Origin of the sequence: Halomonas sp. DP3Y7-2 (assembly GCF_019800795.1) — a bacterium.
GTDB lineage: Bacteria > Pseudomonadota > Gammaproteobacteria > Pseudomonadales > Halomonadaceae > Halomonas > Halomonas litopenaei_A.
On record NZ_JAHVKJ010000013.1, the window covers coordinates 34,457 to 56,686 of the forward strand.

Here is a 22,230-nt window from a genome sequence, read left to right on the forward strand (position 1 = left end):
CGCGACATTGCCAAGGAGACGTAGGTGGGCCTGATTCAGAATATTCTGGCCGTGCTGGTGGTGCTCGGCCTGTTGGTCACCTTCCATGAGTTCGGTCACTTCTGGGTGGCGCGCCGCTGTGGCGTGAAGGTGTTGCGTTTCTCGGTAGGTTTCGGCAAGCCCTTGTGGTCGCGAGTGGACCGCCATGGCACCGAGTTCGCGATCGCCGCCATTCCATTGGGCGGCTACGTCAAGATGCTCGACGAGCGTGAGGGCAATGTCCCGGCTGACCAGCTGGATCAGGCCTTCAATCGCAAGTCGGTATGGGCGCGTATTGCGATTGTCGCAGCGGGTCCGCTGGCCAACTTCCTGTTGGCGCTGGTGGCCTATTGGACGCTGTTTGTGGCGGGTACCACGACGGTCGTGCCGGTAGTGGGCGAGGTGACGCCGCAGTCTCCGGCGGCCGAGGCGGGGCTGGAGCAGGGCATGGAAGTCACCGCCGTCCGCGGTGAGCCGGTTCGCTCCTGGGACGACATCAACTTGAAGCTGGTGGCTGCCATTGGCGCCAGCGGCAGCCTGGCCATCGAGACACGGGCGGAGGGCAGCAGCGTTGCCCGGACCTACCCGGTCGAGGTGGACAACTGGCTGGTGGGGCAGGACCCACCGGAGCCGCTGGGAACGCTGGGTATCCGGCCGTGGCGCCCGGACATGCCGGCAGTGATCGGCCAACTGGTCGAGAATGAGCCAGCGGTCCAGGCGGGGCTGCAGCCCGGTGATCGGGTGGTGGCGATTGATGGCGAGCCGGTGGCGGACTGGCCGGACTTGGTCCAGCGCGTCCGGGCGCGTCCCGGCGAGGCCATGGAGCTCGACGTGCAGCGAGGCGATGCCTCTGTCACGCTAAGCCTGACCCCGCGCGGGAACCGTCTCGATGATGGTAGCGAGATCGGCTATATCGGTGCCGGCGTTGCACCGGTAGACTGGCCCCAGGAGTATCAGCGAGATATCCGCTACGGACCTCTGGAGGCCGTGGGGCAAGCTGCATCGCGCACCGCCGAAATGACAGTGTTGACCTTCGACGCGGTGCGCAAGATGCTGGTGGGCCTGATTTCACCGACCAACCTGTCGGGCCCGATCACGATTGCGCGCATCGCGGGCGATACGGCTCGCTCGGGTCTAGAGAGCTTCGTCAACTTCATGGCGTATCTGTCGATCAGCCTGGGGGTGCTCAATCTTTTGCCCATCCCGGTGCTCGACGGTGGCCATCTGCTGTATTACTTGATCGAGGCGGTGCGCGGACGGCCTGTCTCCGAGCGCACCCAGGCGGTCGGACTGAAGGTGGGTCTAGCGCTGGTCGGAACGCTGATGATCATGGCCCTGTACTTTGATGTGATGCGTCTCTGGTAGGGCGACAGACCATCAGCAAGGCCCGAGTGTCGGGAGACGCCGCAGTCGTCACCAGGGGTGGTGGCGGCGAGTGACGGGAGACGGTGCCCCTTTTTTGAGACGCCGCTGTCAACTTGTCAGTAAGGCGGAGAAATGTATAAGGTGCCTGTCTGGACAGGTACGCTGACTCAACGCGAGCGAATTGACTGCATGAAAATCAAGACCATCGGATTGGCGACACTCTTGACCGCCTGTGCCCAGGTGGCGCACGCGGATTCCTTTACCGTGTCGGACATTCGTGTGGAGGGCCTTCAACGGGTCTCCGCTGCATCCGTCTTCAATGCGTTTCCCGTCAACGCTCGCGACCAGGTGGATGACCGCGAGCTGGCCGACGCCGCGCGCCAGCTGTTTGCCACTGGGCTGTTCGAAGATATCGAGCTTGCTCGTGAGGGCGATGTGCTGATCATCCAGGTCGAGGAACGTCCGACCATTTCAGCCCTCAATATCGAAGGCAACTCACAGATCACCGATGAAGATCTGCGCAACGGCCTGAAGCAGGCCGGGATCAGTGAAGGCCAGGTGCTGCAGCTGTCGACCATCGACGAGATGAAGCGTGAGCTGGAGGGGCTGTACCAGTCCCAGGGCCGCTACAGCGCCCGCATTGATACTGAGGTGACGCCGGTCGGCCAAGGCCGGGTGCGCGTCGATATCAATATCAATGAAGGTGCCGTTGCCAAGATTCGCCAGATCAACATCGTGGGCAACGAGGCCTTTTCCGACGATATCCTGCTCGATGAGTTCGAGCTTGAGGATGATCCCGGCCTGTTCTTTGGCTGGTTCTCCGCCGACGAATACTCCCGGGAAGCCCTGGCGGGTGACCTGGAGCGCCTGCGCTCCTACTATCTCGACCGCGGTTACGTGAATTTCGAGATCACCTCGAGTCAGGTGTCCATCAGTCCTGACAAGTCCCGGATCTTCATCACCATCAATGTCGATGAAGGCAACCGCTATCGGGTCGGAGATATCAACTTCGTCGGCGACCTGAAGGTAGCCGAGGCAGAAGCCCGCGATCTGCTGCAGTTCCAGTCCGGTGACGTGTTCTCCCGCAGCAAGGTCATTGCGTCCTCTGAAGCCATGCGCTCGCGCCTTGGGGCAGAAGGTTTTGCCTTCGCCGAGGTCGACGGCATCCCGGAAGTACGCAGTGACGGCGAAACCGTCGACTTGAGCTTCCAGGTCGCCCCCGGACGTCGCGCCTATGTGCGTCGTATCCAGTTTGTCGGCAACACCACGACCAAGGACGAGGTGCTGCGCCGGGAGATGATCCAGGCGGAAAGCGCGCCGGCGTCGACCGAGGCCATTTCCCAATCGCGCCAGCGCCTGGAACGTCTTGGCTTCTTCAAGCAGGTCGAGGTGCAGACGGAGCCGGTGCCGGGCGAAAGCGACCAGCTCGATGTCACCTACAACGTCGAAGAGCAGCCTTCTGGTTCGCTCTCGGCAAGCCTTGGTTTCTCTCAGAGTGCCGGCGTCATCTACGGCGCCTCGCTGTCCCAGAACAATTTCCTGGGTAGCGGCAACCGGGTCAATATCGGTGCCCAGAAGAGTGATACCTACACCAGCATCAACTTTGGTTTCACTGACCCCTACTGGACGCTTGACGGTATCTCTCGCGGCTACAACTTCTACTACCGCGCGACCGACTACGAAGATTCCGATATCTCCACCTACTCCACCGATGCGCTGGGGGCAGGCATCAACTTCGGCTATCCGATCAACGAGCTGACGCGCATGAACTTTGGCGCCAACATCGAGAAGCTCGAGATCGACACCTATGATGACACGCCGTCGGAAATCAAGCGCTACGTGCTGGATGAAGGTGATGACGCCAACACCCTGTCGGTCACCGGTAGCTGGACCCGTAACGATCTGAACCGGGGCATCATGCCCACCGCCGGTAACTACCAGCGCCTGTCGCTGGAGCTGGGTGTGCCCGGCAGCGACGCCGAGTACTACAAGGCCCGTGCCCAGGCCAAGCAGTTCTTCCCGTTCAACGAGGAAGAAACCTGGTCACTCAAGTTCAGCGGACAGGTGGGTTACGCCGACGCGCTCAACTCGAGCGACCCCTATCCGTTCTACGAGAACTTCCTGGCCGGTGGTCTTGGCTCGGTACGTGGTTTCACCGACAACACCCTGGGTCAGCTGACCACCGAGCGTGAAGATGGTGATGACGAGACGCTGGGCGGTAACGTGCTGATCGAGGGCAGCATGGAACTGATCTTCCCGATGCCTTTCGTCGAAGACAAGCGTTCGGTGCAGCCGTCGCTGTTCATCGATGCCGGTAACACCTTCCTGACCGAGTGCTATGACGTACTGTCTGAAGACGAAGGTCGCCAGAAGTGTGATTCCGGAGTGGAGTTCGGTGATATTCGCTACAGCGCGGGTGTCGGCGTGTCCTGGCTGACGCCGGTCGGGCCGCTGACCTTCAGTATCGCTGAACCGCTCAATGACAAGGACGAGGATGACACCCAGGTGTTCCAGTTCTCGCTCGGTCAAACGTTCTGATGTCAGTGAGTGGACTGCGCCGTTGCCTGGCAGTCATCGTGGCGTGTGCCGCCCTGCCATGGCAGGCGGCGCAGGCCTCGGGAGTCGCGGTGCTGGATTGGCAGCAAGCGCTGCTGGACACCCGCATGGCCCAAGGTGCCATGCAGTCCCTCCAGCAGCAGGTGGGGCCGTGGCAGCAAGAGGCTGAAGTGCTTCGCCTGGAGCTGGAAGGGTTGGCCGATGAGCTTGCCCAGCAGGGGCAGCAGCCGAACCCCGCCAGCGTCCAGGAGTTTCAACAGAAGGGACAGCGATTCGATCGGCTAAGGCGTGATATCCTCAACGCTCGCCAGGAAACCGAACAGCGTTTGATAAGTCGCCTTGAAGGTCGTGTCGACGAGGCGGTGGCGCAGGTCATTGATCGCCACGATGTGGACGTGCTGGTCACGCCGGATGGCGTGCTGCACAGCAGCCGCGATCTGCCCGACCTGACCGCAGAGGTGACTCGGTTGCTGGACACGCCCTGACAGCGCGTGACCAGCGCTTCCTTTCTCGAATTTTATCGTTACCGCATCACGGTCATTCATGAAATCATCACGCACCCAGCCAAGCCTTTCCGAGATCGCCAGCCAACTGGGCGCGCGCCTGCACGGCGATGGCGATCAGCGCGTGCGAGGGCTGGCGACGCTCAAGGATGCCGGACCTGACCAGGTCAGCTTTCTCGCCAACCGGGCCTACCTCAAGGACCTTCCCTCTACACGTGCCGCTGCCGTATTGCTGCATCCTGATCATCTAGAAGCCTGTCCAGTGCCCGCACTGGTGCTGGACAATCCCTATCTGGGGTACGCCGAGCTCTCCAGGTTGCTCGATCCCCTGGTCGGCGCTCATCGCCCGGGTGTGCATCACAGTGCCGTGGTGGCCGACGATGCGGTACTGGGTGAAGATGTGTGCATCGGCCCCAATGCGGTAGTCGAATCCGGCGTGAAGCTGGGCGACCGCGTTGTCGTAGGTCCCGGCTGCGTGATCGGAAGCGACAGCCAGATCGACGATGACGGTTTCCTGCATGCCAATGTCACCCTGTATCACGGGGTGGTCATCGGCAAGCGGGTGATCTTGCACAGTGGCTGCGTGATTGGCGGCGACGGCTTCGGCTTTGCCCACGATGGAAGTGGCTGGCGCAAGATTGCCCAGCTGGGTGGTGCGGTGCTGGGCGATGATGTCGAGGTCGGCAGCTGTTCCAGCATTGATCGCGGTGCACTCGGTGACACCGTGATCGGTAACGACGTCAAGATCGATAGCCAGGTGCAGATCGCGCACAACGTGCAGATCGGTGATCACAGCGCCCTGGCCGGCTGCGTCGGCATTGCGGGTTCCACTCGGGTGGGACGCCACTGCATGCTGGGAGGCGGGGTCGGCTTGTCCGGGCACCTGACCATCAGTGACGGCGTGCAGGTCACTGGCATGAGCCTGGTCACCAATTCGATTCTTGAGCCGGGAGTCTACTCCTCCGGCACCGGTGCCATGGAAAATAGCCAGTGGCGCCGCAATGCCGTGCGCTTCAAGCAGCTCGACAGTATCGCCAAGCGCGTCAGTCGCCTGGAGAAGCGGGATTCCAGCGATACTTGAGGGGGTGGTTCAGGTCGGTATAATCCACCGCCTATTGTCGGCTCGGCGCGCAAGCCCGACGCCGCTCGTGTCCTTCTCGGAGAAGGGCTCTTGTCATTTTAGAGGTCGCTACGATGGTTATGGACATCAACGAGATTCGCGAATATCTGCCCCACCGCTATCCTTTCTTGCTGGTGGATCGGGTCACGGAATTGACCCACGGCGAGACCATCGTTGCCTACAAGAATGTCAGCATCAACGAGCCGTTCTTCAATGGTCACTTCCCGCACCATCCCATCATGCCGGGGGTGCTGGTGGTCGAGGCGCTGGCCCAGGCCTGCGGCATTCTTGGCTTCAAGACGGTCAATAAGCTGCCCGCCGACGGCTACGTGTACTACCTCGTCGGTAGCGATAACGTGCGCTTCAAGCGTCCGGTCATGCCTGGTGATACCCTGCAGCTGCGTGCCGAGGTCGAGCGGGCCAAGCGCGGCATCTGGAAGTTCAAGTGCCGTGCCACCGTGGAAGGTGAGCTGGCCTGTGAAGCCGACATCATCTGCGCCGAGAGGAAGATCGCTTGATACATCCGTCCGCCATCGTAGATCCCGGCGCCCGCCTGGCCGACGATGTCGAGGTTGGGCCCTTCAGCGTGATTGGTCCCGACGTCGAGATTGGCGAAGGCACCGTGATTGGTCCCCATGTCGTGGTGCAGGGGCCGACGGTCCTTGGCAAGCGCAATCGCATCTTTCAGTTTGCGTCTGTCGGCGAGGCTTGCCAGGACAAGAAGTACAACGGAGAACCGACGCGCCTGGTGATGGGCGATGACAACGTTGTCCGTGAGGGTGTCACCCTGCACCGCGGCACCGTGCAGGATCGCAGCGAGACCACCATCGGTTCGCGCAATCTGTTCATGGCCTATGTCCATGTCGGGCATGACTGCATCATCGGCGATGACTGTATTCTGGCCAACCAGGTGACCCTGGCCGGACATGTGCAGTTGGGCGATTTTGCCATTATCGGCGGTCTGTCGGCGATCCATCAGTTCTGCCGCTTTGGTTCCCATGCCATGGCCGGGGGAGGCTCGATCATCACCAAGGACACACCCGACTTCGTGATGATCAACGGCAACCCTGCTCAGGCCCATGGTCTCAATGTGGTCGGCCTCAAGCGGCGTGGCTTTGCCAGTGAGGCGATCCGCGCGCTCAACGAGTCCTACAAGCTGGTCTACCGGCAGGGACTGACCGTCGAGCAAGCGGTGGCCGAGATTCGCCAGCGGTTCTCGCTGGCGGAAACCGACGCCTTCGTGGCCTCCATCGAGGCGTCTACCCGGGGCATTATCCGCTGATGAACGGCGGCCTTGCCTGACCATCCGGTGAGGCCGCTGCCCCCGGGACACTCCATCGCTGATCCGGGGAGCCCCCATGACCCACGTCGTTCGCCAAGCCGAGAGTGACGCCGTCCCTGTCCGCCGTGTCTACCTGGTCGCCGGAGAATTGTCTGGCGACATTCTTGGCGCGGGATTGATGCGCGCGCTCAAGGCGCGACATCCTGGCGTCGAGTTTCGTGGGCTTGGCGGGCCACGCATGCTGGCCGAGGGCCTGGCGTCACTGTATCCCCTGGAAACCCTGTCGGTCATGGGCCTGGTCGAGGTGCTCAAGCACCTGCCCGAGCTGGTGCGTGTGCGTCGCCATCTGCGCCGCGACGCGCTGGCATGGCAGCCTGACATCATGGTGGGCATCGATGCGCCTGACTTCAATCTGGGGCTCGAGCGACAGCTGCGCGAGGCGGGTATTACCACGGCTCATTACGTCAGCCCGTCGGTATGGGCCTGGCGCCAGGGGCGGGTCAAGGGCATTGCCCGCTCGGTGGATGCCATGCTGACCTTCTTGCCGTTCGAGGCAGCCTTCTACGTCAAGCATCGCGTGCCGGTGGCCTTCGTCGGCCACCCGCTGGCTGACGAGCTGCCGCTGGTGAACGATCGGCAGTCTGCCCGCAGGGCGTTCGGGCTCGAGCCGGACGAAGAAGTACTGGCGCTGCTGCCAGGCTCCAGGCGCAATGAACTGCGTTTCATGGCGGCGACCTTTGTGGAGGCCGCACAGCGATTGGTCGAAACGCGTGAGCGCCTGCGGGTGGTGATTCCGGCTGCCACGCCCGAGCGTCGCCAGGAGCTCGAGGTTCTGCTGCAACAGCGGCCGGCGCTTCGCGATCGCGTCATGCTGCTGGACGGTCAGGCCCGCGAAGCCATGGTGGCCAGCGACCTGGTTCTGCTCGCCTCGGGTACGGCGGCGCTGGAAGCCATGCTGTGTCACCGGCCGATGCTGGTGGGCTATCGCATGGCGCCGATGACACATCGGATTGCTCGCTGGATGGTCAAGACCCCGTGGATCTCGCTGCCGAACCTGATCGCCCAGGAGTCGCTGGTGCCTGAACTGATTCAGGACGAGGCCAGTGCCGAAGCGATTGCCCGGCAGCTGGAGGCCATGTTGTCGGATCCCCAGGGGCGTAGCGCGCTCGAGACGCGCTTCGCGGCGATGCATGAAGGCCTGCAGCGTGATGCCAGCCGTCGCGCGGCGGAGGCCATCGAAGCGCTGGTGGCAGGTCGGCCGTTGCCACCGAGTGTGGCCCCGGAGTGTGCGCAGGAGGTGGCGGACCCGGACAGTGCCGGGAGCGACGCTGGCGCCTCTAATAAGACCGCCGCAGGCGCCTCTCACAAGATGGCTTCTCAGGATAGCGACACCGGCGCTGCACCTGCGCAGGCCAGAGGAGACAAGGATGGCCGCTGATTCGGCTCGCAAGGGGCGCGCCGCGAAGGCGCCGTTGCCGCCATTGGTGGTGGACTATGATGGCCAGCTCCTGGCTGGGGTGGATGAGGTCGGGCGGGGGCCGTTGGTCGGCGCAGTGGTCGCCGCGGCGGTGATCCTGGATCCCGAGCGGCCCATCGACGGGCTGACCGATTCCAAGGCGTTGTCGGCCAAGCGCCGAGAAGCCCTCGACGGGCTGATTCGTGAACGTGCGCTGGCCTTCCACGTGGCAGCCGCCAGCCCCGAGGAAATCGATCAGCTCAATATCTACCACGCCACGCATCTTGCCATGCGCCGTGCCATCGATGGGCTGATGCCTTCGCCTGAATACCTGCTGGTGGACGGCAATCGCCTCCCCGGGCATCATGTTCCCGGCCAGGCAGTGGTCAAGGGTGATGCCCGTCACCCGGCCATCGCCGCCGCATCCATCCTCGCCAAGGTGGCGCGGGATGCTGCCATGGTGTCGCTCGACCGGCGCTATCCTGACTATGGTTTCGCCCGCCACAAGGGCTACCCGACGGCTGAACATCTGGCCGCGCTGGAACGTCTGGGGCCACTCGACGAACATCGTCGCTCCTTTGCCCCTGTCAAGCGCCAGCTGGCGCTATTCTGACCCGTATTCACAGCCCCGCCACGGCGGGTCGAGGTAAGGCTTTCACATGTCCGCTCCTTTCGTTCATCTTCGCGTCCATAGCGAGTTCTCTCTGGTTGACGGCCTCGTGCGCCTCAAGCCTTACGTCAAGGCTGGCGTCGAGCATGGCGCGCCAGCGCTGGCGTTGACCGATGAATCCAATCTGTTCGGCCTGGTGAAGTTCTACAACGGGGTCCAGGGCGCTGGCATGAAACCCGTGATCGGTGCCGACCTGTGGCTGGTCAACGCCCATGACCTGGATCATCCGTATCGGGTGACGCTGCTGGCGATGAATGACGTCGGCTATCGCAACCTGACCGAACTGATCTCTCGCGGCTGGGTCGAGGGCCAGCGTCAGGACCGGGCTTACCTGGAGAAAGCCTGGGTACTGGAGCAGAGCGAAGGCTTGATAGCGCTGTCTGGTGGGCGTGAAGGAGACGTGGGCCGCCATTTGCTCAGCGATCATCATGCCGATGCGCGGCGTTTGCTGGACGAATGGTGTCAGGCGTTTCCCGGCCGTTTCTATCTGGAGCTGACCCGGACCGGTCGCCCGCTGGAAGAAGACTGCGTGCATGCGTCGGTGGCGTTGGCCATGGACACCGGGGTTCCGGTAGTGGCGACCAACGATGTGCGCTTCCTCAAGCGTGAGGACTTCTGGGCCCACGAAACCCGCGTGGCCATTGGCGAGGGCAAGGCGCTGGATGACCCCCGTCGCGAGCGGCGCTACACCGAGGAACAGTACCTCAAGTCGCCACAGGAGATGGCGGAGCTGTTTGCCGATATTCCCGCGGCGCTGGAAAACAGCGTCATGATCGCCGCGCGTTGTAACGTCAACGTTCGGCTGGGCGAGATCTTCCTGCCGGAATACGGTATTCCCGAGGGCATGACCCAGGACGAGTTCTTCCGCAAGATCTCCCACGATGGCCTGACCGAGCGCCTTGACGCTCTTTACCCGGTGGACAGCCTCCCACGCGACAGCGACGACTGGGCGGCGCTCGAGAAGCGCTACCGAGAGCGCCTGGACTTCGAGCTGGACATCATCCTGCAGATGGGGTTCCCCGGCTATTTCCTGATCGTGATGGACTTTATCCAGTGGGCCAAGGACAACGATGTGCCGGTAGGGCCGGGACGCGGTTCCGGTGCCGGCTCGCTGGTGGCCTACGCGCAGAAGATCACCGATCTCGATCCGATCCAGTATGACCTGCTGTTCGAGCGCTTTCTGAACCCCGAGCGGGTGTCGATGCCGGACTTTGACGTCGACTTCTGCATGGAGAAACGTGATCGCGTCATCGATTACGTGGCCGAGCGCTATGGCCGTAACGCGGTGTCGCAGATCGTCACCTTCGGCACCATGGCGGCCAAGGCCGTGGTGCGAGACGTTGCCCGCGCCCAGGGCAAGCCGTACTCGCTGGGGGACAAGCTGTCCAAGCTGATTCCCTTCGAAGTGGGCATGACGTTGTCCAAGGCCATCGAAGAGGAGCCCCAGCTCAAGGAATTCATTGAGGTAGATGAGGAAGCCCAGGAAATCTGGGACATGGCGCTCAAGCTCGAGGGGGTGACGCGAGGCACCGGCAAGCACGCCGGGGGCGTCGTCATCGCGCCCACCAAGCTGACCGACTTCTCACCGCTGTTATGTGACGAGGATGGCTCCGGGCTGGTCGTTCAGTTTGACAAGAACGACATCGAGGATGCCGGGCTGGTCAAGTTTGACTTCCTGGGCTTGCGTACGCTGACCATCATCGATTGGGCGTTGGAGATGGTCGATCGGGTGCGCGCCAGCGAGGGCAAGGGGGCGCTGGATATCGATGCGATCCCGCTGGACGACGGCAAGACCTTCGAGATGCTCAAGAAGGCCGAGACTACCGCGGTGTTCCAGCTGGAATCCCGGGGGATGAAGGAGCTGATCAAGCGCCTCTTGCCGGACTCGCTGGAGGACATGATCGCACTGGTGGCACTGTTCCGTCCGGGGCCGCTGCAGTCCGGCATGGTCGATGACTTCATCAACCGTAAGCACGGACGGGCGGAGATCTCCTACCCCCACCCGGATTACCAGCACGAGCTGCTGAAGCCCGTGCTGCAGCCGACTTACGGCATCATCCTGTACCAGGAGCAGGTGATGCAGATTGCCCAGGTGATGGCGGGCTATTCCTTGGGTCAGGCTGACCTGTTGCGGCGCGCGATGGGTAAGAAGAAGCCGGAAGAGATGGCCAAGCAGCGTACCGGTTTCATGGAAGGCTGTGCGGCCAACGGCATCGATGCGGACCTCGCTGGCAACATCTTCGACCTGGTGGAAAAGTTTGCCGGTTACGGCTTCAACAAGTCCCACTCGGCGGCCTACGCGCTGGTGTCCTACCAGACCGCCTGGCTCAAGGCGCATTACCCGGGCCCGTTCATGGCGGCGGTGATGTCCACCGAAATGGACAACCTGGACAAGGTGGTGCCGCTGATCGAGGAGTGTCGCCATCTCAAGCTCACGGTCACGCCACCGGACGTCAACGTGGGCGGCTACAAGTTCACGGTCGATGATGAAGGCCGGGTGGTGTATGGCCTGGGTGCCATTCGTGGCGTGGGGGAAGGTCCGATCGGCGCCATTGTCGAGGCGCGTACCGCCGAAGGCCCCTTTACCGATCTGTTCGACTTCTGTCGCCGTATCGACCCCAAGCGCATGAACAAGCGTACCCTGGAGGCGCTGATCCGCTCCGGGGCGCTGGATAACCTGGGGCCCAATCGTGCGGTGCTCAGCGCGGCCCTGGATGATGCCCTCAAGGCCGCTGCGCAGAGTCACAAGAATCACAACGCCGGGATGATGGACCTGTTCGGCGAAGCGTTTGCACCGGACGCCGATGAAGGGGCCAGCGATCCTTATGCGGACTACCTGCGCGTGCGGGAATGGAGCGATCGCGATCGGCTGGCCGGCGAGAAGGACACCCTTGGTCTCTATCTGACGGGTCACCCCATCGATGAGTACGAAGAGGAGCTGGCACGTTTTGTCTCGACCCGCATCGCGGACTTGAAGCCTTCCCGGGAGCCGCAGCGGGTGGCCGGGCTGGTGGTGGCGCAGCGCACCATGAAGTCCAAGCGGGGCGATACCATGGCCTTCCTCACCCTGGACGACCGCACGGGGCGGATCGAGGCGTCACTGTTCGGCGAGCTGTATGACAGTGTGCGTGAACAGCTCGACAATGCCGAGGTGCTGATCGTCGAAGGAGAAGTCTCCAGCGATGACTACTCCGGTGGCCTGCGTCTGCGAGGCAAGGACGTCACCCCCATGGTCCAGGCACGCTCGCGCTTTGGCCAGGCGGTGGAGGTCTCGGTGGATGGTCGTCAGGCGAACGGCCGGTTGATTGACAGCCTGCGCGCAAGCCTTGAGCCCCATCGACATGAGGAAGGCCTGCCGGTGCGCCTGCGCTATCGCAATGTCGACGCTACCGGCTGGCTGGAGTTCGACGAGCAGTGGAAGGTCCTGCCATCTGATGACCTGTTGATCGCCCTGAGAGATGTCGAAGGACAGGATGGCGTACGTCTCAAGTATCGCTGAGGTGGCCAAAATACGCTGCGGCGTTAAGGTCGCTGGACGGCTGCGCCTTGCGTGGCCCCGTCAGGGTGCGATAATGCACACCACTTTTTATTTGCCATGGGTGGGCCTGCGACCTGCGGTCGCGCCCGCCTGACCATGATCACAAGGCTGGCCCATGAACCCCAACTATCTCGATTTCGAACAGCCCATCGCCGAACTGCAGGCCAAGATCGAAGAGCTTCGTCTGGTCGGCAACGACAGTCAGGTCAGCCTGGCTGACGAGATTTCGCGCCTTGAGGAAAAGAGTCGCAAGCTGACCGAGTCGATCTTCAAGGATCTGACGCCGTGGCAGGTATCGCAGCTGTCTCGCCATCCGCAGCGCCCGTACACGCTGGACTATCTCGAGCATGTGTTCAGCGACTTCGATGAGCTGCACGGTGATCGCGAGTTTGCCGATGACGCCGCTATCGTCGGCGGTGTTGCGCGCCTCAACGATCGTCCGGTGATGATCATCGGTCATCAGAAGGGCCGCGACGTCAAGGAGAAGGTCCGCCGCAATTTCGGCATGCCCCGCCCGGAAGGCTACCGCAAGGCGTGCCGTTTGATGGAAATGGCCGAGCGCTTCAAGATGCCGGTGCTGACCTTCATCGACACCCCTGGCGCCTATCCAGGTATCGACGCGGAAGAGCGCGGCCAGAGCGAGGCCATCGCCTATAACCTGGCGGTGATGTCGCGTCTCAAGACCCCCATCGTCTCCACCGTGGTAGGTGAAGGTGGCTCCGGTGGCGCCCTGGCCATCGGTGTCTGTGACGAGCTGATGATGCTTGAGTACTCCACCTACTCGGTCATTTCTCCTGAGGGGTGTGCCTCGATCCTGTGGAAGAGCGCGGAACGCGCCAGCGATGCCGCTCAGGCCATGGGGATTACCGCCAGCCGTCTCAAGGAGCTCGGTTTCGTCGATAACCTGATCAAGGAGCCGCTGGGCGGTGCGCACCGCTTCCCTTACGAGGCAGCGACGCGAGTGCGTGACGCCATCAGCGAGAGTCTGGAGCGCCTGGACGCTCTGGACAGCGACGCCCTGTTGGCACGTCGCTATGAGCGCCTGATGAGCTACGGCGCCCCCGCCTGAAGCGTCGGGTCTTCGTGGTAACCCCGCGGCCCCTGTCGTTCTGCGATAGGGGCCGCTTGCATGTGATGCCCGGGTATCGGGTGGAGAGCAGGCATGTCTGAGTCCCCTGGCCTTGAGGCCATTGTCGCGCCCTTTATCGATGACGTGCCCGCTGATCGCACGCTATGGGTGGGGCTTTCGGGAGGACTGGATTCCTGCGTGCTGCTGGCACTGGCCGCGGATGCCTGCCGGCGCCGTGGGCGTGCGCTCAGTGCGATTCATGTCCACCATGGCCTGCAGCCGGCGGCGGACGACTTTGCGCGCCACAGTCGCTCCTTGTGTCGCGAGCAGGGCGTCGCGCTGAAGGTGGTCCGGGTCAGTGTCGATCTGGCGGGCAAGGGCCTCGAGGCGGCGGCCAGGGCGGCCCGCTACAGGGCCTTTATGGACATCATGGAGCCTGGGGATCATCTGTGGCTGGCGCAGCATGCTGATGACCAGGCCGAGACCTTCTGGCTGGCGGCCCTGCGTCGGTCGGGGGTGATGGGGTTGGCTGGCATGCCGACACGCCGTCAGCAGCAAGGACGGGTCATCGTCCGTCCGCTATTGAGTGTCGGACGCCTCGCGCTGGAGAAGGAGGCCGCCAGGCGAAGGCTTGCCTGGATCGAGGATCCCAGCAACCAGGACCTGTCGCTGGATCGCAATTTCCTGCGCCATCGGCTGGTGCCGTCACTGCTGGAGCGTTGGCCTGACGCCCTTCAAGCGCTGTCCGCCAGTGCACGGCATGCTGGTGAGGCGGTATCGCTGCTCGAGGAATACGCCCAGGAGGATCTGGACAGGCTGGGGGGCGATCCGGCCAGGTTGCCGCTAAATGGACTACTGGCGCTGTCGCGACCGCGCCAGCGCTGGCTGCTGGGCTGGTGTCTGCGCTGTCTGGACCTGGCCACGCCACCGGGGACTCGGCTGGATGAGATCATGTCCCAGTGCCGGGCCCGACGTGATGCCGAGGTGAGGATCCACTGGTCAGGTGGCGAAGCGCGCTGCTGGCGCGGCACCTTGTATCTGCTGGCGGACAGCCGCACGACCCCGGTCTCGCTGCCGGAGATGCCATGGTGGTCTGGGCGTGAGGTCGTGGTGGCAGGGAGGACGCTTGCCCTGGTCGCGCCTCCTGGCCAGGCCCGTTGCCTGCTGACGCTGCGAGCGCGCCAGGGGGGAGAGCGCATTCGCCTGGAAGGCCGTGGACGGCGCGATGTGAAGCGGCTGCTGCAGGAGGCTGCGGTGCCTCCCTGGCAGCGTTGTCATATCGTGCTGCTGTGGCGAGCGGACGAATGCGTCGCGGTGCTGGATGCCGCTTCAGGGGCCTGGATCGCGGTAGCACAAGGCTGGACGACCATTCCCTGACGGGAGTTTGCTCGCCGACGGGACCTTACTACGTGACCCCGCTAGGTGATCCCGCCAGCGAGATGATCCCGCCAGCCAGCAAGATGATCCCGCCAGCGTGCGTCTGTTGTCTGGCCACGTCGTCAGCTGTCAGGGGTCACCGCATGTAGCACCAGCGCGAAGTCGGTGCTGGCAAGATAGTCGGCTTCTCGTTCCAGGTCGGTGCACAAGAGTCCTGGCTCATCGCCACCTTCGTAGTGCAGGTGAAGGGTGTCGCCATCCACCTCGAGGCGCGGCGCCGCGGGCGCTTGCTCGGGGCGCGAATGGTTGAGAATGACTGCCAGGCGCAACAGCCGGGCCAGGCGCTGGCTGTCGCGCTGTTCGCTTTCGGGCAGCGCTTGCCACTCCTTGAGCGGAAACTTGCGGCGGTGTGCCCGCACCAGGAACGACAGCAGGCGCTGCTCCGGGCGAGAAAAGCCAGCCAGGTCGGAGTATTCGAGCAGATAGGCGCCGTGACGGTGGAACTGGCTATGGGAGATGGATTGGCCGATCTCATGCATCCAGGCGGCCCATTCCAGATAGCGTCCGCGCTCCTCGTCCAGGTTCCAGTCCTGCTTGACCTGCTCGAACATGGCCCGTGCCGAGGCGGCGACATTGTCGGCCTGGCGTGTGTCCACGGCATTGTAGCGGGCCAGCGTCTCCAGGCTCTTCAGGCGCGAGTCCTCAGGACTGTTGCGGCCCGCCATGTCGTAGAGCACCCCTTCGCGCAGGGCGCCATCGGCGAAGCGCATCTGCGTCAGCTCAAAGGCTTCGAAGATAGCGCTGAGAATCGCCACCCCGGCCGGAAACACTCGTGCACGATCGGCCTTCAGACCCTCCATCGACACCTTGTCCAGCTGTTTGGTCTTGATCAGACGTTTGCGCAGCTTGGCCAGCCCATCGCGAGTGATGACGCCTTCAGGGGAGTCACCTGCAGCATGCAACACCGCAGCTGCCGCCTTGATGGTGCCGCTGGAGCCGACCGGATCATCCCAGCCCAGACGTTGATAGGGGCGACGGATGTTGGCGAGCTCCGACAGCGCGGCAAGCTCGGCGTTACGCATGCGCTTCTCGGTGATGTCGCCATCGCCGAAGAAGCGGCGGGTGAAGGTGACGCAGCCCATGGAGAGGCTTTCCAGCGCCTTGGGCTCGAACTGTTCGCCGATGATGAACTCGGTGGAGCCGCCACCGATATCCACGATCAGGCGTCGACCGCTTTCCGCCAGGGCATGGGCCGCGCCCAGATAGATCAGGCGGGCTTCCTCGCGACCGGCGATGATCTCGATGCGCGTGCCGAGCAAGGCTTCGGCGCGATCGATCAGCTCCTGACTATTGTGCGCGTCGCGCAGGGCGTTGGTGCCCACGACACGCATGCGCGTCGCCGGAATCCCTTCAAGGAAGGGGGCGAAGCGCCCCAGGCAGTCCAGTGCGCGCGCCATGGCGTCCTCATTGAGGTAACCGTCCTCGTCGAGCCCGGCTGCCAGCTGGACCTTTTCGCCCAGTCGCGCCACCACCTGAAGCCGATCGTCCTGATAATTGGCCACCAGCAGGTGGAAGCTGTTGGAGCCCAGATCGATGGCGGCCAGGCGAGCCGGGTCCTTGCCGGGGTCATGGGGCGTCTCACGCAGGGCGCTGAGCGAATCCGAGGGTTGGTTCATGTGGGGTCCTTCACTGGAGATGGGTCAAGGTTGCGTATCGCTTTCTGGTATGTCAATGATCTGGGGGAGGCAGGGGGCTTGCGTTCCCTCGCCGGCTTGTCTAGTATCGGGTCATTCGCCTGTTTCGAATGTGTTTTTCCGGTCGCGTCGCTGCCGCGGCGTGACCATCCCAAGTCGTCAGACAGCCCGCACGATGCCAGCTCTGCCAGAGCCCCCCAAGGGTTCCAGCAATCGAGATCTGGCAATGGCGAATGAATCTGCTCCCTCGTCCAGACGCTGGCGTGGTTCTCCCTTCTGGAGAGTCCAGCCCATGGCCCTATCATCTTTACCAGGCCTCGCACGAGCAGCCCCGGGCTCTGAACGCACTCAATCGGCGTGTCCTTTTTTCGCCCCACGGCGCCCTGTCGCCCGGCTTCCACGAGTAATTTCTGAACTCTGATGAATCTGACCGAACTCAAGCAAAAGCCCGTGCCGGAGCTTCTCGATATCGCACGTGAGATGGGTATCGATAATCTGGCCCGGTCCCGCAAGCAGGACATCATTTTTGCCATTCTGAAGAAGCACGCCAAGAGCGGCGAAGACATCTTCGGCGATGGCGTACTGGAGATCCTTCAGGACGGTTTCGGATTTTTGCGCAGTGCCGACAGTTCCTACCTGGCCGGCCCCGACGACATCTACGTCTCGCCCTCTCAGATCCGTCGCTTCAACCTGCGTAAGGGCGACACCATCTCCGGCAAGATTCGCCCCCCCAAGGAAGGCGAGCGCTACTTTGCCTTGCTCAAGGTCAGCCAGATCAACCTTGATCGCCCGGAGAACGCCAAGCACAAGATCCTGTTCGAGAACCTCACGCCGCTGTTTCCGCAGGATCGTCTGCGCATGGAAATCGGCAACGGTTCCACCGAGGATCTGACGGCCCGCATCATCGACCTCACGGCGCCCATCGGCAAGGGCCAGCGTGGTCTGATCGTGTCTCCGCCCAAGGCTGGTAAGACACTGATGTTGCAGAATATTGCGACATCCATTACGCGCAACAACCCCGAATGCCAGCTGATCGTGCTGCTGATCGACGAGCGTCCGGAGGAAGTGACCGAGATGTCGCGGACAGTGCGCGGCGAAGTGGTGGCGTCTACCTTCGACGAGCCCCCGGCGCGTCATGTACAGGTCGCCGAGATGGTCATCGAGAAGGCCAAGCGGCTGGTCGAGCACAAGAAGGACGTGGTCATTCTGCTCGACTCCATCACTCGTCTGGCCCGTGCCTACAACACCGTGGTGCCGTCTTCGGGCAAGGTGCTGACCGGTGGTGTCGATGCCCATGCACTCGAGAAGCCCAAGCGCTTCTTCGGCGCCGCGCGAAACATCGAGGAAGGTGGCAGCCTGACCATCATCGCGACGGCGCTGGTCGATACCGGCTCCAAGATGGACGAGGTGATCTTCGAGGAGTTCAAGGGTACCGGCAACATGGAAGCCCATCTGGATCGTCGCCTGGCCGAGCGTCGCGTCTATCCCGCTCTCAACATCCGTCGCAGTGGCACCCGTCGCGAAGACCTGATTGCCTCCGATGACGAGATGCAGCGGATGTGGATCCTGCGCAAGCTGCTCAATCCCATGGATGATACGGCTGCGACCGAGTTCCTGATTGATCGACTCAAGGACACCAAGACCAATATCGAGTTCTTTGAGGCCATGAAGCGGCGCTGATCGTCGTTCATTCGAGGTCAGTCGAAGGGGCAGCATGCTATGCTGCCCCTTTGGTGTATTTGACAGCGAGAAATTCGCATGAAGTATAGCGACTTGCGTGACTTTATCGCGGGTCTTGAGGCGGCTGGCGAGCTCAAGCGCGTTAGCGCGGAAGTGGATCCGTATCTCGAGATTACCGAGATCTGCGACCGGACCTTGAGGGCCGGCGGACCGGCGCTGCTGTTTGAAAACGTGAAAGGCAGCGACATGCCGCTGCTGGGCAACCTGTTCGGCACCCCGAAGCGTGTGGCCATGGGCATGGGGCAGGAGTCGGTGGAAGCGCTGCGCGAGGTCGGCGAGCTACTGGCGTTTCTCAAGGAGCCGGAGCCCCCCAAGGGCTTCCGAGATGCCTGGGAAAAACTGCCGATCTTCAAGCAGGTGATGAGCATGGGGCCCAAGACCGTGCGCTCCGCACCTGTCCAGGCGCGGGTGTTCGAGGGTGACGAGGTCGATCTCGACATGCTGCCGATCCAGCATTGCTGGCCCGGTGATGCGGCGCCGTTGGTGACCTGGCCACTGGTGATCACCAAGGGCCCGCACAAGTCCCGCCAGAACCTGGGCATCTATCGTCAGCAGAAGCTCGGCAAGAACCGCTTGATCATGCGCTGGCTGTCCCACCGCGGTGGGGCCCTGGATTTCCAGGAATTCCAGCAACAGCATCCTGGCGAGCCATTTCCCGTAGCGGTGGCTCTGGGAGCCGACCCCGCCACGATCCTGGGCGCCGTCACCCCCGTGCCCGACTCGCTGTCCGAGTACGCCTTTGCCGGCCTGCTGCGTGGGTCGCGCACCGAACTGGTGAAGTGTGGTCATGCGGACCTGCAGGTACCGGCGTCCGCCGAAATCATCCTTGAGGGGTTTCTCTACCCCGATGATACGGCGCCAGAAGGGCCTTATGGTGACCACACCGGCTACTACAATGAGGTAGAGACGTTTCCGGTGTTTACGGTGACGCGCATGACCATGCGCAAGGATGCCATCTATCACTCGACCTACACCGGTCGCCCCCCGGATGAGCCGGCGATTCTCGGGCTTGCCTTGAACGAAGTGTTCGTGCCGATCCTGCGTCGCCAGTTTCCCGAGATCGTCGACTTCTATCTGCCCCCTGAAGGCTGTTCGTACCGCATGGCGGTGGTGACCATGAAGAAGCAGTACCCTGGCCACGCCAAGCGCGTGATGATGGGGGTCTGGAGCTTTCTGCGTCAGTTCATGTACACCAAGTTCGTTATCGTGCTGGATGACGACGTCGACGCCCGCCAGTGGGAAGACGTGATCTGGGCGATCACGACCCGCATGGACCCCGCCCGGGATACCGTGATGGTCGAGAACACGCCTATCGACTACCTGGATTTTGCCTCTCCGGTCGCCGGACTCGGCTCCAAGATGGGGCTGGATGCGACCAGCAAGTGGCCCGGTGAGACCGATCGTGAGTGGGGCGTGGCGATCAGCATGGACGACAGCATAAAGTCCCGGGTCAGCGAACGCTGGGACGACTATGGTATTCCCCTCCCTGACACCGACAAGAGGTCGACATGACGGCAAGGACCCTGACCTGCCAGGTTATCGAGGTCGAGGATCTCACTCCTGACGTATTTCGTGTGGTGCTTGAAGGACGCGCCGAGGCCATGGCGCATGCGCCGGGGCAGTATCTGGAGATGCGTCTGTCAGACGACTGCTGGGTGCCGTTCTCGATCGCCAGTCGCCATCGCGATGACGGCAGACTGGAGCTGCACATTCAACACTGGCCGGAGCGCTCCAACTCGGCGCAACTGCGCGCCATGCTGGTGGTGGCGGAGCACCTGACGGTGCGCTTGCCCAGCGGTGACTGTGTGCTGGACGAATCGAGTGTCCGGCCCCTGACGCTGATTGCCGCCGGCACAGGCTTTGCCCAGATGAAGGCCATCGTCGAGGCAGCCCGTCACCAGCATCCCGAGCGTCCCATCACCCTGTGGTGGGCAGCGAAGGAGCGACGCGACCTGTATGCAGAGGAGCTGGCGCGACAGTGGGTGTCCGAGTGCGACAACCTGGTGTTCCACGCGGTCTGTGAGGCGGGTTTCGAGGAAGGCTTCGATGGTGAGCGGGTATACGCCCACCATGGCCGTATCGATGCGGCGCTGGGCGATCACCTGGAGGATGTGTCACAGGACGATGTCTACCTGTCCGGCTCTCCTGGCATGGTCTATGCGTGCGTCGATGTGCTGGCGTCGCTGGGTCTTGAGCCGTCCCGGGTGTTTTCCGATGTGTTTGCCTATGCCCCGCGTGACCCCTTGGTGCCGGTGGTCGGCAGCTTGATCAAGGAAGAGGCCCCGTGAGCGCGTCGCCGATCCTGATTACCGGTGGCGCCCAGCGGCTGGGGAGGCACTGTGCCGAGCGCCTGGTGCAAGATGGACATCCGGTCATCGTCAGCTATCGCCGTGAGCGAGCGGAGCTGGACAGCATGCGTCAGCGAGGCATCGTGACCCTTCAGGCTGATTTTTCCAGTGAAGCCGGCATTCTTGACTTCATCGAGCGCCTCAAGGGCCAGACTAACGCTTTGCGGGCAATCGTCCACAATGCCAGTGACTGGGCGCCGGACAGCCTGGACAGCGACGCCGGGGCCAACTTCGAGCGGTTGTTTCGCGTCCACATGCTGGCGCCTTACCTGATCAACCTGCACGCCAAGAGCCTGCTCGACGCCTGCAGCGAACCCCAGCGCGATATCATCCACATGACCGACTACGTCGTGCAAAAGGGCTCCAGGAAGCACGCGGCCTATGCGGCGACGAAGGCCGGATTGGATAACCTGACGCTATCCTTCGCGGCCCAGTACGCCCCGCAGATCCAGGTCAATGCCATCGCGCCGGCGCTGATCATGCTGAACGAGCAGGATGACGAGGCCTATGCCGCCAAGGCGCGAGCGAAGTCGTTGATGGACATGGTGCCTGGCCCCGGTGTGATCTATCAGAGTCTGCGCTACCTGCTCGACAATCGTTACGTGACCGGTACCGTGATGGCCGTCGATGGCGGACGCCATCTGCGCTGAGGGGCCTCGCCAGCAGGCCCTGGTGAGCTAGACTCGTGGTGTGCCCTGACAATCCAACGATGAGAAGAGGCTTCCATGGCCCAGCACAAGGCTCCTGACCAGCGCCACACCGATGGCCACGCCAGCGATCACGGCAAGACGCATGGCAATGTCCATGACAGCCCCTACGACCCGGCTGACTTTCGTGATGAGAGCGGCTTTCTGATGATCTTTCTTGGCCTGGTGGTGATGGCGGGCATGACATGCCTGCCGGCGACCATCGCCTGGGTGACGCTGGCAACAGCGGGATAGGCGTCAGGGGTTGCCATTTGTCTCGGCGCCGGGCAGGATGAAGGCAGATTCAGGAGATCGCCATGTTATCAGTCACCTCTCAGCTAACAGCTTGCCCTGACGGAGCATCTTGCTCCGCAAGTGGTGCGCTGGCGACCGATGTCGCGTCGCTGAGTGGTGGGCAAGCGATGACGGGCGTGTCCTTTTATTGGTCCAGCTTTACCTGGTATTGGTTTGATACCGGGGCGCTGGTGCGCGAGGCCTGACGACAACGTCGGCACTCGCGAGGCGCTCCCACCCAGGGCCGCCTCCCAGAACCCCCGGACGGCAGCCCGTCCGGGGGTTCTTTGTTTTTGGCATGATGCTCCAGAGCGTCGCGACAGCCTGCAGTGGCAGGTAACAGGAGATAACCGATGACCGCATATCGAGATTTCGTCTACGCCGACTTCCAGGGTTACGCCTATGGGTATGGCTGGCGATTTATCGACACGCGGTCGGCCCAACTGGCCACCTCCGACCGTGAGCGCCTCGGTGGTCGACATGTTCAACGATGTACGACCCTTTGGAGCTGATA

18 protein-coding genes are annotated in these 22,230 nt (G+C 62.8%); 17 read left to right on the forward strand and 1 reads right to left on the reverse strand.

Features of this window, described 5'->3' with window-relative positions:
* Positions 1-24: 24 nt before the first annotated feature.
* The 11 genes from rseP to tilS all read left to right on the forward strand — a co-directional run bounded on the left by rseP (position 25) and on the right by tilS (position 14,954).
* On the forward strand, positions 25-1,383 hold the full coding sequence (gene rseP / locus KUV45_RS18245; protein ID WP_222161564.1) for an RIP metalloprotease RseP: 1,359 nt from the start codon (positions 25-27) through the stop codon (positions 1,381-1,383).
* Positions 1,384-1,572: 189 nt separating this feature from the next.
* Complete coding sequence (gene bamA, locus KUV45_RS18250; protein WP_206940312.1) at positions 1,573-3,921, forward strand: outer membrane protein assembly factor BamA; 2,349 nt, start codon at positions 1,573-1,575, stop codon at positions 3,919-3,921.
* 5 nt (positions 3,922-3,926) lie between these two features.
* Positions 3,927-4,424 carry an OmpH family outer membrane protein gene (locus KUV45_RS18255; RefSeq protein WP_224851866.1) on the forward strand — a complete coding sequence of 166 codons (498 nt, stop codon included), beginning with the start codon at positions 3,927-3,929 and terminating at the stop codon, positions 4,422-4,424.
* Positions 4,425-4,482: 58 nt separating this feature from the next.
* Positions 4,483-5,523, forward strand: coding sequence for a UDP-3-O-(3-hydroxymyristoyl)glucosamine N-acyltransferase (gene lpxD, locus KUV45_RS18260; protein WP_222161565.1), 1,041 nt, complete (start codon positions 4,483-4,485; stop codon positions 5,521-5,523).
* A gap of 113 nt (positions 5,524-5,636) precedes the next feature.
* Entirely contained in the window at positions 5,637-6,080 is a 444-nt protein-coding gene (gene fabZ, locus KUV45_RS18265) for a 3-hydroxyacyl-ACP dehydratase FabZ (protein WP_206940307.1), read from the forward strand.
* Positions 6,077-6,844, forward strand: coding sequence for an acyl-ACP--UDP-N-acetylglucosamine O-acyltransferase (gene lpxA, locus KUV45_RS18270; protein WP_206940305.1), 768 nt, complete (start codon positions 6,077-6,079; stop codon positions 6,842-6,844). The genes fabZ and lpxA overlap by 4 nt, the downstream gene beginning before the upstream one ends.
* 76 nt (positions 6,845-6,920) lie before the next feature.
* Positions 6,921-8,282 (forward strand): lipid-A-disaccharide synthase, encoded by a 1,362-nt coding sequence (gene lpxB, locus KUV45_RS18275; protein ID WP_222161566.1) that lies wholly within the window; start codon positions 6,921-6,923, stop codon positions 8,280-8,282.
* Positions 8,272-8,913 carry a ribonuclease HII gene (gene rnhB / locus KUV45_RS18280; protein ID WP_206940302.1) on the forward strand — a complete coding sequence of 214 codons (642 nt, stop codon included), beginning with the start codon at positions 8,272-8,274 and terminating at the stop codon, positions 8,911-8,913. The genes lpxB and rnhB overlap by 11 nt, the downstream gene beginning before the upstream one ends.
* A gap of 46 nt (positions 8,914-8,959) precedes the next feature.
* Positions 8,960-12,469: a DNA polymerase III subunit alpha gene (gene dnaE / locus KUV45_RS18285; RefSeq protein WP_222161567.1), complete on the forward strand. Its 3,510-nt coding sequence runs from the start codon at positions 8,960-8,962 to the stop codon at positions 12,467-12,469.
* Between the two features lie 154 nt (positions 12,470-12,623).
* Positions 12,624-13,577 (forward strand): acetyl-CoA carboxylase carboxyltransferase subunit alpha, encoded by a 954-nt coding sequence (locus tag KUV45_RS18290; protein WP_206940298.1) that lies wholly within the window; start codon positions 12,624-12,626, stop codon positions 13,575-13,577.
* A 93-nt stretch (positions 13,578-13,670) separates the two neighbouring features.
* Positions 13,671-14,954: a tRNA lysidine(34) synthetase TilS gene (tilS, locus tag KUV45_RS18295; protein WP_222161568.1), complete on the forward strand. Its 1,284-nt coding sequence runs from the start codon at positions 13,671-13,673 to the stop codon at positions 14,952-14,954.
* A 122-nt stretch (positions 14,955-15,076) separates the two neighbouring features.
* Here the strand turns inward: tilS and ppx are convergent, their stop codons facing one another.
* A complete protein-coding gene (ppx, locus tag KUV45_RS18300; RefSeq protein ID WP_222161569.1) occupies positions 15,077-16,630 on the reverse strand; it encodes an exopolyphosphatase in 1,554 nt (517 codons plus the stop codon).
* A gap of 438 nt (positions 16,631-17,068) precedes the next feature.
* On the opposite strand from ppx, the gene rho reads away from it, so the two are divergent.
* The 6 genes from rho (at position 17,069) to KUV45_RS18330 (ending at position 22,228) form a co-directional block, all read left to right on the forward strand.
* The gene (gene rho / locus KUV45_RS18305) at positions 17,069-18,328 is read left to right on the forward strand and encodes a transcription termination factor Rho (protein WP_206940285.1); all 1,260 of its coding nucleotides are present in this window, start codon (positions 17,069-17,071) and stop codon (positions 18,326-18,328) included.
* 78 nt (positions 18,329-18,406) lie between these two features.
* Positions 18,407-19,900, forward strand: a complete 1,494-nt coding sequence (gene ubiD / locus KUV45_RS18310; RefSeq protein WP_206940282.1) for a 4-hydroxy-3-polyprenylbenzoate decarboxylase — start codon at positions 18,407-18,409, stop codon at positions 19,898-19,900.
* Positions 19,897-20,676 carry an FAD-binding oxidoreductase gene (locus KUV45_RS18315; RefSeq protein WP_222161570.1) on the forward strand — a complete coding sequence of 260 codons (780 nt, stop codon included), beginning with the start codon at positions 19,897-19,899 and terminating at the stop codon, positions 20,674-20,676. Before ubiD ends, KUV45_RS18315 begins: the two co-directional genes overlap by 4 nt.
* Positions 20,673-21,386, forward strand: coding sequence for a dihydromonapterin reductase (folM, locus tag KUV45_RS18320; protein WP_222161571.1), 714 nt, complete (start codon positions 20,673-20,675; stop codon positions 21,384-21,386). Before KUV45_RS18315 ends, folM begins: the two co-directional genes overlap by 4 nt.
* 75 nt (positions 21,387-21,461) lie before the next feature.
* Positions 21,462-21,677 (forward strand): hypothetical protein, encoded by a 216-nt coding sequence (locus KUV45_RS18325; RefSeq protein WP_222161664.1) that lies wholly within the window; start codon positions 21,462-21,464, stop codon positions 21,675-21,677.
* A gap of 392 nt (positions 21,678-22,069) precedes the next feature.
* A complete protein-coding gene (locus KUV45_RS18330; RefSeq protein ID WP_206940276.1) occupies positions 22,070-22,228 on the forward strand; it encodes a hypothetical protein in 159 nt (52 codons plus the stop codon).
* The last annotated feature ends 2 nt before the right edge of the window (positions 22,229-22,230 follow it).

What these genes read in the sequence shown, in the direction of transcription:
- dnaE (WP_222161567.1), top strand. Translation starts at nt 8,960, where the DNA reads ATGTCCGCTCCTTTCGTTCATCTTCGCGTCCATAGCGAGTTCTCTCTG.
- rnhB (WP_206940302.1), top strand. Translation starts at nt 8,272, where the DNA reads ATGGCCGCTGATTCGGCTCGCAAGGGGCGCGCCGCGAAGGCGCCGTTG.
- ubiD (WP_206940282.1), top strand. Translation starts at nt 18,407, where the DNA reads ATGAAGTATAGCGACTTGCGTGACTTTATCGCGGGTCTTGAGGCGGCT.
- lpxB (WP_222161566.1), top strand. Translation starts at nt 6,921, where the DNA reads ATGACCCACGTCGTTCGCCAAGCCGAGAGTGACGCCGTCCCTGTCCGC.
- KUV45_RS18325 (WP_222161664.1), top strand. Translation starts at nt 21,462, where the DNA reads ATGGCCCAGCACAAGGCTCCTGACCAGCGCCACACCGATGGCCACGCC.
- KUV45_RS18315 (WP_222161570.1), top strand. Translation starts at nt 19,897, where the DNA reads ATGACGGCAAGGACCCTGACCTGCCAGGTTATCGAGGTCGAGGATCTC.
- KUV45_RS18330 (WP_206940276.1), top strand. Translation starts at nt 22,070, where the DNA reads ATGACCGCATATCGAGATTTCGTCTACGCCGACTTCCAGGGTTACGCC.
- KUV45_RS18290 (WP_206940298.1), top strand. Translation starts at nt 12,624, where the DNA reads ATGAACCCCAACTATCTCGATTTCGAACAGCCCATCGCCGAACTGCAG.
- lpxD (WP_222161565.1), top strand. Translation starts at nt 4,483, where the DNA reads ATGAAATCATCACGCACCCAGCCAAGCCTTTCCGAGATCGCCAGCCAA.
- rho (WP_206940285.1), top strand. Translation starts at nt 17,069, where the DNA reads ATGAATCTGACCGAACTCAAGCAAAAGCCCGTGCCGGAGCTTCTCGAT.
- tilS (WP_222161568.1), top strand. Translation starts at nt 13,671, where the DNA reads ATGTCTGAGTCCCCTGGCCTTGAGGCCATTGTCGCGCCCTTTATCGAT.
- fabZ (WP_206940307.1), top strand. Translation starts at nt 5,637, where the DNA reads ATGGTTATGGACATCAACGAGATTCGCGAATATCTGCCCCACCGCTAT.
- ppx (WP_222161569.1), bottom strand. Translation starts at nt 16,630, where the DNA reads ATGAACCAACCCTCGGATTCGCTCAGCGCCCTGCGTGAGACGCCCCAT.
- bamA (WP_206940312.1), top strand. Translation starts at nt 1,573, where the DNA reads ATGAAAATCAAGACCATCGGATTGGCGACACTCTTGACCGCCTGTGCC.